General features: G+C 42.5%; 10 protein-coding genes. 1 reads left to right on the top strand and 9 read right to left on the bottom strand.

The annotated features are described in order from the left end of the window. Position 1: 1 nt before the first annotated feature. The 8 genes from A5875_RS13975 to ispE all read right to left on the bottom strand — a co-directional run bounded on the left by A5875_RS13975 (position 2) and on the right by ispE (position 9,868). Positions 2-2,428, bottom strand: a complete 2,427-nt coding sequence (locus tag A5875_RS13975; RefSeq protein ID WP_088934163.1) for a hypothetical protein — start codon at positions 2,426-2,428, stop codon at positions 2-4. A gap of 147 nt (positions 2,429-2,575) precedes the next feature. After that, positions 2,576-3,547 (bottom strand): ribose-phosphate diphosphokinase, encoded by a 972-nt coding sequence (locus A5875_RS13970; protein ID WP_088934162.1) that lies wholly within the window; start codon positions 3,545-3,547, stop codon positions 2,576-2,578. Positions 3,548-3,644: 97 nt separating this feature from the next. Beyond that, positions 3,645-5,012 (bottom strand): bifunctional UDP-N-acetylglucosamine diphosphorylase/glucosamine-1-phosphate N-acetyltransferase GlmU, encoded by a 1,368-nt coding sequence (glmU, locus tag A5875_RS13965; protein ID WP_088934161.1) that lies wholly within the window; start codon positions 5,010-5,012, stop codon positions 3,645-3,647. A 207-nt stretch (positions 5,013-5,219) separates the two neighbouring features. Further along, positions 5,220-6,038 carry a pur operon repressor gene (purR, locus tag A5875_RS13960; protein WP_088934160.1) on the bottom strand — a complete coding sequence of 273 codons (819 nt, stop codon included), beginning with the start codon at positions 6,036-6,038 and terminating at the stop codon, positions 5,220-5,222. Between the two features lie 248 nt (positions 6,039-6,286). Then, entirely contained in the window at positions 6,287-7,117 is an 831-nt protein-coding gene (locus A5875_RS13955) for a metal ABC transporter permease (protein ID WP_088934159.1), read from the bottom strand. After that, positions 7,090-7,770, bottom strand: coding sequence for a metal ABC transporter ATP-binding protein (locus tag A5875_RS13950; RefSeq protein ID WP_088934698.1), 681 nt, complete (start codon positions 7,768-7,770; stop codon positions 7,090-7,092). Before A5875_RS13950 ends, A5875_RS13955 begins: the two co-directional genes overlap by 28 nt. 28 nt (positions 7,771-7,798) lie before the next feature. Continuing rightward, a complete protein-coding gene (locus A5875_RS13945; protein ID WP_176244681.1) occupies positions 7,799-8,767 on the bottom strand; it encodes a metal ABC transporter substrate-binding protein in 969 nt (322 codons plus the stop codon). 249 nt (positions 8,768-9,016) lie between these two features. Next, positions 9,017-9,868: a 4-(cytidine 5'-diphospho)-2-C-methyl-D-erythritol kinase gene (gene ispE / locus A5875_RS13940; protein ID WP_217809347.1), complete on the bottom strand. Its 852-nt coding sequence runs from the start codon at positions 9,866-9,868 to the stop codon at positions 9,017-9,019. Positions 9,869-10,052: 184 nt separating this feature from the next. Here ispE and A5875_RS13935 point away from each other — a divergent pair, with 184 nt between their 5' ends. After that, positions 10,053-10,457, top strand: coding sequence for an Hsp20/alpha crystallin family protein (locus A5875_RS13935; protein ID WP_088934158.1), 405 nt, complete (start codon positions 10,053-10,055; stop codon positions 10,455-10,457). Positions 10,458-10,499: 42 nt separating this feature from the next. On the opposite strand, the gene mprF is transcribed toward A5875_RS13935, so the two are convergent. Then, entirely contained in the window at positions 10,500-13,061 is a 2,562-nt protein-coding gene (gene mprF, locus A5875_RS13930) for a bifunctional lysylphosphatidylglycerol flippase/synthetase MprF (RefSeq protein ID WP_088934157.1), read from the bottom strand. Between the last annotated feature and the right edge of the window lie 1,267 nt (positions 13,062-14,328).

Below are 14,328 nucleotides of genomic sequence, written 5' to 3'. Positions count from 1 at the left end.
CTTACCTCCACTTTTTTATTCTGCGATAGATCAGAACTGCGATGATTCCCCAGCCTAACAAGTAGATACTGTAGTCTATGAAGAAAATACGAGCGAACTGCAGCCATTCCTGTCTCGTAAAGAAACGCAGCAGCCCCATAATGACAATAAAACCGACGCTCAATAGAAATCCTGCGACGATCGGCAGCAGTGTAAAGAGGCCAACCTGCTGCTTCAAAATCTTTTGCTGCTCCTTCTCTCGCATACCTAATTGATCCAGCAGTCTTCTTCTTGACACCAAGCTGGCTTGTTCACTTTCAAATTTCGATACTAATAACCCAACACTCATAAAAATGCAGGTGACTAAAGTGAAGATCAGAAGCAGGACCTGCAGATGATTTTCCGTGATTACATTGTTTTTGCGTTGTGTTTTTTCATATATAGGTTCGATCGCCGTATCCCAACGCTTATCATCCGCATATTTTTTCTGCAGGAAGTTCAACGAAGCAGCGCTATTTTTATCGTCGCTAATCAAGAATAATTGCCTTGGACTTTCCTTTTTCGCATACGCCGCAAATTCTTCATCGGCAAAAACAAGAATGTTCTCCTGCAATCCTCGTTGAAACATGCCCGTCAAAACTAAGCGTTCTTGACTTTTGATCTGACGCATTGGAAAAATCAAATCGACATCGTCTGTATTGTAGCTTTCCAAAGGTGTCCCGATTCGCAAGCGCGGAAGTGTGCTTTGCGGGTCCCAATCAATCGGCTGTCCGCGAATACTGATGGCCTGTTGATACACCACATGCCACAGTCCTTTTCTTAAATGCAGCGGCTGACGCTTCAATCCATTCGCCTGACGAAGCTGCTGATAAGTCGTTTCAGAAATTCCGATATGCTGACCTTGAATGAACATGATGGGGCGCGCCGTTCCAAAAGTTTCCCATTCCGGATCACCGTCAACTGAGGTTACTGGAAAGAAAGGATATTTATTCCACGAAGCCTTATCCTGATTCAACGTCGTTTCCACTTGCTGAACTTCCGGCTGTTTGACTTTTGCCACTGCCTCGTAAGGAAATAAATCGTGGACTTTGGTTTGTTGAAAGGTCACTAAGCGGGGCAAAAAGAAACCGATCGCCAATACTTGCAGTAGTGTCGCTAACAGTAAGACATTGATACTCTTGTGGAAGCGATAAAACAAATCATTGCGGGAAAGCAGCAGATTGATTTTTCCACGCTTGTGCTTAACATAAAGCCCACCTCCGCCAAGAAACAGTCCCCACAATGCCGCGACCAACGTCCCCACCACTAATAATGTCTCCGCAGATTTTCGCCGATTGAACCACCAAAAAGTGATCGCTAACGCAATCAGGCCTACCAATAAAAACAACGGTGTCCAGCGTTGGTTCGGTCGATCCGGTTTAGCTTGTTCCCTTGGTCTAAACTGAATCAAGCGCAATATTTTTTCCTGATGAAAGGCCATCGCCAAAACCAGCAATCCAATATACAGCAGCAATGCCCAGCCGAAACTATGCAACCCTCTAGTAACCGCTAAGCCGATCACTCCGCCAATCAAAATTCCCGCTAAAGCACAAAAACTAAACTCTTCCAATAGCATCGCCAAAAATGTCTTTTTGCGAATCCCCAGCTGAATGAACAACTCCATATGCTTCGCCTTAAAATCAACGTACAAGCTATCCATAAACGTTAAAAATAATAGCAGCAGCAGTAAAAGGACGCCGCCTGACTCGATAAAGATGCGTAAAAGACCAGTCTTATCAAAGATCGAGTCCTGTGTGTGCGTTCCGCTAAACTCATGATAGGTGAAAAAGAGAATCATCAACGCAAAGAAAACCAGCGCGTTAGCAAAAATTAACAGCAGATAATTCTTTTGATGGAAACGGAAATTTTTGCGAATGATCTGGTGGAATTCCGGCGAATATTTTCCCGGAAAGGCTAAGCGCCGTTTGCGATCTTCATTATAGGCTTTTTCAATTTTTTGCGACTCGGCGTATTTTCGATCCCGCTCGATTTTATCCTCCAAATACCGATTCAGCAGAAATTCCAAGGCACAGACGATCAGAATCAGCACCAGCCAAATACTGCTGGAATAAAATGAAATAAATACAAAGTAAAAGAACATCGTAAAATAAAGCCACGCCGCCTTAGCTGATTCAAGCCATGGCACTCGTCGATGAAACGTTAGCAGAACGGCATCAAGGACGTACATCAACGTCAGCAGCAAGAAGAGCCCGGTGCCTACTAAGACACCTATTCCTGAAGCAAATTCTGTTTGCCAAAAGTGCAGGAAGTTCCCGCTGAGCAAGCCGCGAACCCAAGATTCGATCAAAGTAAACCGCTGTCTTTCGCCGCCGATTATTTTTAAAAATAAAGCGATAAGTAAAATCCCATAGCCCGCTGCCATGGAGATTCGATCCATTCTTTTTTGCATGATGTCCTCCTCAGATTCCTTTCTTCTACTTATTATCATATCAGAAGGAAACCAGCGTGAAAGCGTTTGTTCAAAAAAATTTTAATCATTAAAATATGTGTAAAAAAAGCTAGGTACCCAACAAGGATACCTAGCTAATAGAATTAATTATTTTTTATGTGTTTCAAACAATGGACTAACCGGTTTGTTTTCGTGGATACGTTTGATCGCATCCCCCATTAATACACCCACACTGATTTCGTCGATTTTATCGATTTTACGTTCGTCAGATAAGTAGATGGAGTCTGTTACGACTAAATGTTCGATCGCTGAATCTTGGATTCGCTGCATTGCTGGTCCAGATAAAACAGGATGTGTACATGAAGCGTAGACTTGTTTCGCCCCAGCTTCTTTTAAGGCATTGGCAGCTAATGTGATCGTACCAGCTGTATCGATCATGTCATCGATAATGACACATGTTTTGCCATCGACTTTCCCAATGATGTTCATTACTTCGGCAACATTCGCTTTCGGACGGCGTTTGTCGATGATTGCGATTGGTGCTTTCAAGAATTCGGCTAATTTACGCGCACGTGTTACGCCACCATGGTCTGGTGAAACAACTACGACATCGTCTCCGCAAATGCCTTTTTCTAAGAAATAATCAGCAATCAATGGTGCACCCATTAAGTGATCTACAGGAATATCAAAGAATCCTTGGATTTGTGACGCATGCAGGTCTAAAGTCAATAGACGGGTTGCGCCAGCTTTTTCGATCATGTTAGCAACAAGCTTAGCAGTAATTGGTTCCCGTGCACGCGCTTTACGGTCCTGACGGGCATACCCGTAATAAGGCATTACGACGTTGATTGTTTTTGCACTCGCACGTTTCAAAGCATCGATCATAATCAAAAGTTCCATCAGATTATCATTTACCGGACTACTTGTTGACTGAACGACATAGACATGACAGCCGCGAATACTTTCTTCAATGTTTACTTGAATTTCACCATCACTAAATTGGGTAACTGAACTTTTTCCTAATTCAACACCAACTTCTTCAGCGATTTTCTCAGCTAGGGGACGATTTGAGTTCAAAGCAAAAATTTTCAATCTTGGATCAAAATAATGTTTCGACATGGGGACCTCCACTTTCTTTTTAAACATACGTTACCGATTATATACCATTTCAAATAAAATACTAGTCATTTCCATTTAAGAAATCAAGAGATTTCCCTTAAAATGGCAAACGATTCGCATATCCTTCTTTGTTCACTTGGCGAGCACGAGCGATCGCCATATCGCCTTCAGCGATGTCGTCAGTGATCGTTGAACCCGCTGCTGTTACGCTATGATCAGCGATAGTGACCGGTGCGATGATATTTGTGCCGGAGCCGATGAATACGTGGTCGCCGACAGTTGTATGATGTTTATTCTTGCCGTCATAGTTGACAAAAACAACCCCGCAGCCGACATTGATGTCTTTACCAAGAGTCGCATCACCAACATAAGTTAAGTGACCCACTTTAGTATTCTCGCCAATCGTCGCTTTTTTGATCTCCACGTAATTGCCGATATGGGCATTCTCGCCGATTTCTGCCTGCGGACGTAAATGAGCATTCGGACCAACATCCGCATTTCTGCGAACGATACATTCTTCTAAGACCGAAGCCTTGATCTCAACATTATCTTCAATCGTGCTGTCAACGATTTTTGAATGTGCTCCGATAACACAATCCGAACCAATCACCGTGTTTCCTTGAATCTGCACACCTGGCTCGATGATTGTGTCAGAACCAATCTCGATTCCTGCATCAATGTAAGTCGTTGCCGGATCAATAAAGGTTACACCATTGACCATATGTTGGCGGTTGATACGGCGGCGCATAATCTCATTTGCATTCGCCAAAGCGATCCGGTCATTAACACCTAATGATTCCTCGAAATCTTCTGTTTGGTAAGCCGCAACCGTTTGATCTTCGTTCTTCAAGATTTCAACGATATCTGTTAGATAGTATTCACCTTGAGCATTATTCGTGCCGATTTTTTCCAATGCCGCAAATAATTGTTCATTATCAAAACAATAAGTTCCGGTATTGATTTCTTGGGTACGCGCCTCTTCAAGCGTGGCATCTTTTTGTTCGACGATTTTTTCTACAATACCGACATGGTCGCGTAGGATGCGGCCATAGCCGGTTGGATCTTCTGCATGAGCCGTTAAAATTGTTGCGCTGGCTTTTTTACCTTGATGGTAATCAAATAAATTATTCAATGTTTGGGCTGTAAGCAACGGAGTGTCTCCGCTGATAACCAACGTCGTGCCTTTTTTGCCTTTTAAAAACTCGGCCGCCTGCATAACCGCATGGCCCGTTCCTAATTGTTCTGCTTGCAGCGCATATTGGCTGCGGTCGCCTAGCTGTTCTTTGACCATTTCCGCACCGTGGCCGACGATCGTCACGATATCCGTTGGCTGCGTCTCAACCACGCGCTCAATGATGTGTTCCACCATCGGTTTGCCTGCTACCGGATGTAAGACCTTGTATAATTTTGATTTCATGCGAGTTCCCTTACCCGCTGCTAAAATAATCGCATAACGATTTTCCAAAAGAAATCACTCCTCGTTCGTTTTAATGTATTCATTTTTTTAGAAAAAAATGAGTCTGATGCTCAACACGCATATCATTCTTATCAATAAAATTCTTACTAATTTAAAACACTCATCCTATTTTACTAGCCAGACGCAAAAAAGGCTAGCCCGTTAGACCCTCTATCAAAAAATCAAGAGAGTCTAATAGCTTAGCATTTCTGTCATCTATTTATCGAAGCAGTTGCCGGGTACGACCGTAATAGTTTTCGTGCTGGTATCCACATCTTGCACAAATAATAATGAATTATAGTCATCGATCGCACGCTCACCTTTAAATTTAGATTCCGCAAAAACAGTGATCCCCACAAGTTCTGCTTCAAATTCTTCGATCAGGCTCTTCATCCCGTTGACGGTCCCGCCGCCTTTCATGAAGTCATCCACGATCAGAACCTTCGAACCGCGTTTCAAACTGCGTTTTGATAATTCCATTTTTTCGATTCGTTCAGAAGAACCAGAAACATAATTCACGCTAACGGTTGATCCTTCCGTGATTTTTGAATCCCGGCGAACGATCACGAAGGGTGCGTTTAAGTAATACGAGACCGCTTGGGCGATCGGCACACCTTTTGTCGCGACAGTCATGACTGCATCGACCTTTTTATCCAAATATTGCGCAGCAATAATTCGACCGACTTTACGTAATAAGTCCGGTTGCCCTAACATATCGGACAGATAAACATAGCCGCCAGGCAATAAACGATCCTCTTCCGACAAACGTTCAGCTAAAGAGCCAATGTACTCTTGTGCCTCTTCATCAGTAATACTCGGTGTAAAGACGACACCACCGGCAGCACCGGGGATCGTTTCTAAGAACCCTGTTCCTCGTTCTTTGAAGGTTTTCTTTACAATGGCTAAATCTTCACTGATAGAAGACTTGGCCGAACCGTATCTAGCCGCAAAAAAAGTCAATGGGATCAAGTCATGTGGATGATCCAACAAATATTGTGTCATGTCGATTAATCGTTCACTTCGACGCACTTTCACGTAATTCACTCCTACCTGTTTCATTTTATTGAACTTAGTTCTCCCACATCAGGAAAATAAGCTGATACTCGACGCACATCCTTGGCTTTCTATTAAAAAGAAAAAACATAAGACATCCTATTCTGATTTATCGTTTCCCATTATAAGGGTTTAGCCAATAAAATTCGAGCATTTTCTCGTTTTAAAGTCGAAAAGTTCGGAATTTATTAATTATTCCACAAAAAAAGAGGAAAAGCTTTCGCTTTCCTCTAATTTTGCTGCTGTTTTCGCTGAAACATAATCCGTAATTGTCGGATTCCGTTAAGTATCAGGAACAAGAAAATGAAGCCCAGCGTGATTGTCGCTCCCGGCGGTGTATCCAAGTAATACGAGCCAGTCAGGCCGCCGATCATGCCGACAAAGCCAACCAGCACACTGACCAAAATGACGATATTAAAACTTTTTCCTACTCGCATCCCGATCGCCGCTGGCAGCACCATGATCGCGGAGATCAACAAAGCGCCCGCGATCGGAATCATAATCGCAATCGCCACTCCTGTCACAATGTTAAAGATCATCGACATCGTACGGACCGGCAAGCCGTCCACTGCTGCGATATCTTCATCGAAGGTCAAAACATACATCGGACGTTTAAATAGTAGGAACAAGATTCCCACTAATACAAATAGGATTCCTAAAAATACAACTTGCTGCCACGTAATCGTTACGATCGAACCAAATAGATAGGATTGAATGCTGACCGCCGAGTTTCCGGGAGCCAAGCTCATCAAGACCAGCGCAACCGCCAACCCCGCCGCCATCAAAATAGCGATCGATATTTCAGAATACGAGCTGTACATGTTCTGCAAATACTCCATGATGATCGCTGCAATAACCACGACTAATAACGTCGTACCGGTCGGATTCAAATTTAAGAAGAACCCTAGCGCTACCCCAGCTAACGAAACGTGGGACAAGGTATCGGCCATCAACGATTGACGACGGATGACCAAGAAAACACCCAACATCGGCGCAATGCCGGCAATAAAGATCGCAGCTAGGAAGGCCCGTCTCATGAACTCATATGAAAGCAACGCCATTTAGAATTCTCCTTTCGCACCAATCGAATATGCCGATCAATGTATTTTTTGGTATCCTCGTGGTCATGGGTGATCATCAAAATACTCTTTCCATGAGCATGGGCACTATGACGCAGTAATTCATAAAAATCATTTCGCGATTTTTCATCCATCCCGGTGGTTGGTTCATCTAAAATCAACAAATCAGGGTCCTTCGCAAATAAACGCGCCAAACTGATTCGTTGTTTTTGCCCGCCGGATAATTCGCCGACTTTTTTATGGCGCATATTCCACATATCCACAGATTCTAAAGCTTTTTGCACATGTTCATGATCGCGGGGCGATAATTTTTTAAACCATTTTCCCTGCGGATAGCGCCCTGACTCGACTAATTCCAGCACCGTGCTGGGAAATCCCGCGTTGAATGACGCTACTTGCTGCGGAATATAACCAATACTCAATTTTTTCCCTTCAGCATTTTTCTTCGCGATCGTCACTTTTCCGCTGCTGGGTTTTAATAGACCTAATGTCGCTTTGATCAATGTCGATTTTGCGGCACCATTTTCTCCAGTCAAAATGACAAACTCCCCCGGGTCAACGTGATACGACACATTTTCCAATACCGGTTCATTGTCATAATAAAACGAGAGGTCTTCCACCTCGATATACGACATTTTTCGTCTCTCCTTTAAAAACGTTTGGCTACTTAATGCTTTCCTTCAATGCGTCCAAATTCTCCCGCATCACGGAAACGTAGTCTTCACCGTTTTTGATTTGTTTTTCCGTCAAGCTTTCCAACGGATTCAATACTTTTAATTTTACGCCGGTTTCTTTAGATAGCGTTTCGGCAACTTTAGATGAGGCATTTTCTTCAAAGTAGATGACTTTGACTTGATGATCATCCACATAATGCTTTAATTCACTCAAGCGACTTGGGGACGGCTCTTGATCTGGCGAAATCCCCGCAATCGCTTCTTGGGTTAAGCCATATTGCTTAGCTAAATAACCGAAGGCCGCATGCTGCGTCACAAAGGTCTTGTTCTTCGCAGCTTTAAAGCCTGCTTGATAATCTTCGTCTAAGGTCTTTAATTCATCAATATAGCTTGCGGCATTTTTTTCAAATGTCGCCTGATCCTCTGGATACTTTTTACTTAACTGATCACGAATCGTTTCAACTTCTTTGATCGCTAAAACAGGATCTAGCCAAACATGGGGATCTAAGTCATGGTCATGCCCGTCTTCTTCATGCTCTTTTGCGTCATGATCGTCGTGGGCTTCTTCGTGATCATGCTCGGCACCATCCATCAATGTAATATTTTTAGACGCTTGAATAATTTCCGTTTTCTTCGTATCGATCGTATCTGTCAGATTATCTGTCCACGTTTCCAATTCGGGACTATTATAGACGAACACGTCTGCATCAGAAATTTTAGCCAAGTCTTTGGCTGAGGGTTCAAAATCATGGGGCTCCGTCCCTGCTGGAATCAGCAGTTCTACCTCGCCTTTATTTCCTACCACCTGTTTGGTGAATTCATACATTGGATAAAATGTCGTCATCACTTGAATTTTATCATTAGATGAGGCTTCTTTTTTCTCTTGACCGCCGCAAGCAGTCAGCAAAACTGATAGTACCACAGTTCCTATTAAAAGTAGTCCTTTTTGCATCTTCATCTAGCTAAACACCTTCTCTTCTCTTTTTAAGACAAGGTTTAATTTAACAAATGTTTTTCTATCCGTCAACACAAAACGTAAAAATTACGATTTAACTCAGAATAATGCTGTTAAATCGTAAAATAGATGACACTCCATTCATATGAAGCACAAAACCTGTATCCGATTTATTCCCTCGATCACGTTATTTTATGAACCATCAGCCAGCTTTCTTAAAAAAGCACAAAAAAATAGACCCCTTTTTCGGATCTATTTTAACGTACGTACAAGATAGACTTCATCGCAAAAGCCCTTCAGTGCATTAAATACATGCTTGGCGCGCGAATATTTATGACACAAGGCATATACGGTAGGACCGCTGCCGCTCATCATTGCAGCATCTGCACCATATCTCAACATTCGATCCTTCAGCTGTTGAATGATCGGATGCTTTTTGATCGTGACAACTTCCATTGAATTGCCTAGGTTTTCTGTCATTTTCTGATAATCATTATCTTCGATCGCTGAGACGAGTGCCTCAATGTCGGGATGATACAAATCCTCCATCACGATTTGAGCAAAAATCGTGCGTGTCGAAACGCTCATTCGCGGTTTCACCACCACGACCCAGCATTGCGGCATCGGAGCAATCGGTGTGACCTTTTCCCCGAATCCTTCAACCAAAGACGTTTGTCCATAGACGCAGTAAGGAACGTCAGAGCCGACCTCGGCACCTAAGGCAGCCAGCTCTTCAATCGTCAGACCCAAATCCCACAAACGATTGACTGCTCGCAAAGCCGCAGCAGAGTCCGTCGAGCCGCCGCCAAGTCCTGCCGCTACAGGAATCTCTTTATGGATTTTGACCCGCAAGCCTTTTTTTATCTCAAAGCGTTCTTTGACTAATTCCAGCGCCTCGTAAACATGGTTCTTTTTATCCGTGGGTAAAAAAGCCTTATTGGTCTCAATAAGAATCTTATTTTCCGGAATCTCTTCCAAATACAAACGATCCGCTAGGTCGATGCTCGCCATGACCATCGCCAATTCATGCAAGCCATCTGGCCGTTTGCCTAAAATGTCGAGGCCCAAGTTGATTTTCGCTGGGGCTTTCTCCATAATTTCCATTTTCTCACCCGTTCAAATTTTTCACTAGACGATTCTATCATAGCCCATCCTAAATGTATAGATAATTCATTTTAGCATAGCCCTCTAAATTAGTTGAATAATTCCTCTTTAAGCTTTACCATGAAGTTAGGAACTATGTATACGCTGTCAGAAGAACATTCATTACGAATTAGGAGGAAGCGATATGAATCTACTGCCGAAAAACGATTGGTTGGATGGAGAAGATTTAGTTGGCAAACTGATGAACACGTTTTGGGATGATCGAAAAATGAGCGTGGACATCCGCGATTTGGATGATCATTATGAGGTTAAGGCGGACCTGCCGGGCTTTGATAAATCGGAAATTTCGATTCATCACAATAATGACATTCTTTCAATTGATGCAGAACACACAGAAGAAAATGAGGTCAAAGATGACGGCCGTTTCGTTCGCAGAGAACGCTCCAGCAGCGCCTATCATCGGCAATTTGTCGTAAAGGATATTATTGAAGATAAAATCACCGCGAAATTTGAAAACGGCGTACTTACTTTAAAGTTGCCAAAGGCCGATTATGAAGAGAAAAAGGGCAAAGCAATCACGATCGATTAGCAGCTGAATAGACGAAAAGACGAGCCGCTTTGGCTCGTCTTTTTATACTTCGATCATCTCTTCTGAAATGGTGGCGCCCTTGTTCTTGCCCCGACCAATCAATAATAATAATTGCAAAGCAGAAAATAAGAAGCTGCTGTCTTTCATATAGGCGAAATACCGTGGCCGCCAATGATCGACATAGACCGTTTTTTCTTCTGCCACCTGCTGAAAGGCGTAGATCGAATGACCATATTTGTAGATCAAGTTCATGATCCGTTCGCCTAAAAAGGCAAAGGAGGTTTCCCCAACCTTCGCTAGCGGCGCCATGCCTTGATAGACTTCAGCATAGCCCTGCTTCTTCAACTCATCCATTAAATGCAACTTCAAAAATGTCGGCAGTTCATTCGGAACATCATTTCGGAAACGCAAAAGATCGAAGGAGGCTTTTTCCTGATTAACCGGCTGCTCGGTGATAAATCCGACAATTCGGTTTTGCGGATCACGAGCGATCCCGACATTGCTGGTTTTAATATATGCCCGATCAAATCGTCCGACAGAAAAGCATTTTTCCTTTTCGCCGTTCAACCATTCATCGGAAATTTCCTCCAGCTCGTCAAAGACCTCTTCCGGCAGCTTTTCAAAATAGATAAATTGATAGCCTTCATTAGTCAATCGTTTAAATTCAAAACGATCAGAGAAAACATCCAGCTTATGCTGATTAAAATCCGTCACACCCGTCTCGCCGATCTTATCAAAGTGGAAGCCCAAGTCGTGTAAAAGCAGCACATACTCTTCCGATATTTTGTAAAAAGCTAGCTGATAGCCCAGCTTATCGGCATGCTCCATAAAAGCAAACGTCGCCGCCTTCCACTTTTTAGGATTCCCCACAGGATCACCTAAAACAAAACACTTATTAGCACGCGTTTGAAAACCAAATAGAATTTGATCATTGCCATTTTCTTGGTAATAGAAATATTGATAGCCTGACACCCGCAGATAATGACTGGCAGGCGTGCCGCCATAACGGCTGATCAAATAGTTGAAGCGTTTTTCATCCCAAGCCGCTCCAAGGCTGGTATCACTTTGGGTCAAATATTGATATAAAATCGCCAAACACAAAATCGATAAGATCAATCCGACTAATCCCGAGAACCAAATCTCTCCGGAAGGAAAAGCAAAATACTTCGTCGACAATCGTTCCGTACTCCAAATTTGTCCGCTGTGATAACCTGCTACCGCATAGAATATGAACAACAAGCCAAACAAAATACCGTCAAACACTAACGCGCCCCAAGAATAAACAAAGCGTTCTCGATAGAATTCCTTCCGCGACATCCACACGATCAATAAAATCACTACGTAAACCATGATCAAACGAACCGATGCTGTCCGCGCAACCGTGTTGACGATCCCAAAAATCAACAAGAGAATCGTCGGCCAAAATGCCCGCTTCACCTTCTGAGAAATCCCCCGAGCAAAGCCCAGCAGCAGAAAACCGATCAAAAGATTCAACGTCTGATCCAAAAAATCAAAGGAGAACGGCAGCAGCACTTGGAACAAGCGGCTGATATTCGACAAATTCGTCAATGTCGATAACAAAATCATCATGATTCCTGCAAAATAAACTGCACTGACCATAATCACATGAGCCACTTTTTGCGAAAGTAAGCGCGGTAAATTATCAAAGTAGCGATTCATTTTGACACTGGTATTAGTCAAAAAGATCACGATCCCCGTCAAAAAAGGAAGCAAGTAATAAAATATCCGATAAAACAGAATCCAGACGATTGCGGTGCTTTGATTCAAGCCCAGATGCCCTAAGCCCAAGATCATCATGACATCAAACGTTCCCGCGCCTCCAGGTACCATCGTCAGCATCCCTAATCCTGTCGCGATCACAAACATCGGATAGACTTCTCCAATATTTAATCTCACACCCATCAAATAGCCAACGATCAAGAAGACCGCTAAAGCGCCCAGCCATTGACCTAATGAAGCCAAGTATAGTTCAAAAATCTGTTTTAGCCGAAATTCCTTAAAAATTGTACGGCGGCGCGCATAAACAAAGCCGAACAGAATCGGCGCGAATGCTCCGCCAGCCAATAGCCAAAACCGATAACGAACAAAGGGATTTTGCGTTCGAAAGAAGATTAAATCCAAAGACGTGATGAAGGCCATGATCGAAAGTCCCGCCAGCATGAAAATAGCGATTTTCGAGATCACCGCCAAGACCTTCTTCTTTTCCATTCCTTTTCCGTAAAAACTTGACCGCAGACTCACTCCGACGACTCCGCCAAAGCCGGCTAGGTTATTGATCGTGTTGGTAGTCCAAGCTGAGACCAGCCACTCTCTGCGATTCATCCGCGGCCGTCCCGCCGCTTCCAGCGTCGTGATCGCTACGTGATCATATAAAAGCATGGGCAGAACGCCGCAAAGGCCGATCCCAAACATACTTAATAATGCAATTTGATCCTGTTGTTTGATCGTTTGCCAAACGGTTTGCCAGCTCATTCCATGAGCGATATTTTTCACCTGATTTGCGACGAAAAATAAAACGATCCCAAAGAAAATAATCTTGAGCAAGGTGGCGTAGCGTTTGAACCAGCGACTAATAGTCGTCATCCTTCTACCCCATTCTTTCTTTTCTTGTACTCTATTTTAAATGAATTCTTGCTTTGAAGCTATCCTTTTAAATTTACGTTTCCCTTAAAATATTCGTTTAAAACACCGCAATCAAACAAAACGGATAATGGGCAAAAAGAAAAAGCCTCATAAAGCGTGCCAGCAGTCCAGCAGTCCAAATATACCTATAACCCAAAAAAGCTAACAATCTGTTAGCTTTTTTCTTATCTTCTCTTTTGATTTTAAGGTCGGTAACTCATGTGAAACTAGTGGATTTTAGAACCGCTCCAATGAACAATTCAAAGTATTTCCGTACCGTTCTTTCGCACTATCGGTCTTAGATACGAATAAGATCGATAAAATCCTGAAATATAAGGCAAGCAATTCATATAAAACTAACTTAAAAAAGTATAACAAGATCATCGGAAATGTCAAACCAAGGATGGCTCGCCAAAAGACACTCTCGGAGAACGAAATAGAGCAAATCGTTAAGAAATACAGACAAGGTTTCCTCATTAAAGATCTAGCAGATGAATACTCTTGTCATAGAGAAACCGTCAGCAACCACCTCAAAAAGAATGGAGTTGAAGTGAGGCGAGGAAGAAGGATTCTAGAAAAGACTATCTTAGAACCAATGTATGAAAACGTCGAATAGAATATATCTGAGAAATCAGTATATATAATAGAAGTTTTTGATTGAAAGCATAGCTGCCCATATATTCACCGGGCAGCTATATTTTCATCTATTTTTACATTCTATCTCTACTCCGCCTTATATAATTTATCTTTCACATTGATTCTTTTAGTAACTAAATTATATTTCGAGAATTTGTAACGAATATACTTGGATATATCTTCTTCGTGTGTCGATAAGATAATCTGTTTATGATTAAAATCATTTCTTAGTAGCTCTACGAATGACGCAACATTTATTTCATCCATAGTTTGGACAGGATCATCTATCAATAGAATATCTAAGGCTTTTTGTTCGTATACCTTGTTTAAAGCTAGGGTGAAAGCAATCACCAAGCCTGATAGCTGACCAGACGATAGATAATTAATCGCGTCATGATCATTCTCTGAACTAGAAACGAACATGATACTCTTTTGGTCATAGTTATCTTTTTCACGTATAAATAGCCCACATCCCAGCTGATAATTTTGAATAATTTTCCCGCTATATATATAGAAGGGAATCTCAATATCTCTAATAAAGATGTGTATAAGAGACAGAATCAGGATTTAGGGTTTGAAGCTCAACTAGATA

The organism is Enterococcus sp. 3H8_DIV0648 (assembly GCF_002140655.1).
In the GTDB taxonomy this organism is placed as follows: domain Bacteria; phylum Bacillota; class Bacilli; order Lactobacillales; family Enterococcaceae; genus Enterococcus_A; species Enterococcus_A hulanensis.
Note: the sequence above shows the minus strand (reverse complement) of the source record. Positions and strands in the feature narration are given on the sequence as shown.

What these genes read in the sequence shown, in the direction of transcription:
- A5875_RS13975 (WP_088934163.1), bottom strand. Translation starts at nt 2,428, where the DNA reads ATGCAAAAAAGAATGGATCGAATCTCCATGGCAGCGGGCTATGGGATT.
- A5875_RS13970 (WP_088934162.1), bottom strand. Translation starts at nt 3,547, where the DNA reads ATGTCGAAACATTATTTTGATCCAAGATTGAAAATTTTTGCTTTGAAC.
- A5875_RS13955 (WP_088934159.1), bottom strand. Translation starts at nt 7,117, where the DNA reads ATGGCGTTGCTTTCATATGAGTTCATGAGACGGGCCTTCCTAGCTGCG.
- A5875_RS13950 (WP_088934698.1), bottom strand. Translation starts at nt 7,770, where the DNA reads ATGTCGTATATCGAGGTGGAAGACCTCTCGTTTTATTATGACAATGAA.
- A5875_RS13945 (WP_176244681.1), bottom strand. Translation starts at nt 8,767, where the DNA reads ATGAAGATGCAAAAAGGACTACTTTTAATAGGAACTGTGGTACTATCA.
- ispE (WP_217809347.1), bottom strand. Translation starts at nt 9,868, where the DNA reads ATGGAAATTATGGAGAAAGCCCCAGCGAAAATCAACTTGGGCCTCGAC.
- A5875_RS13935 (WP_088934158.1), top strand. Translation starts at nt 10,053, where the DNA reads ATGAATCTACTGCCGAAAAACGATTGGTTGGATGGAGAAGATTTAGTT.
- mprF (WP_088934157.1), bottom strand. Translation starts at nt 13,061, where the DNA reads ATGACGACTATTAGTCGCTGGTTCAAACGCTACGCCACCTTGCTCAAG.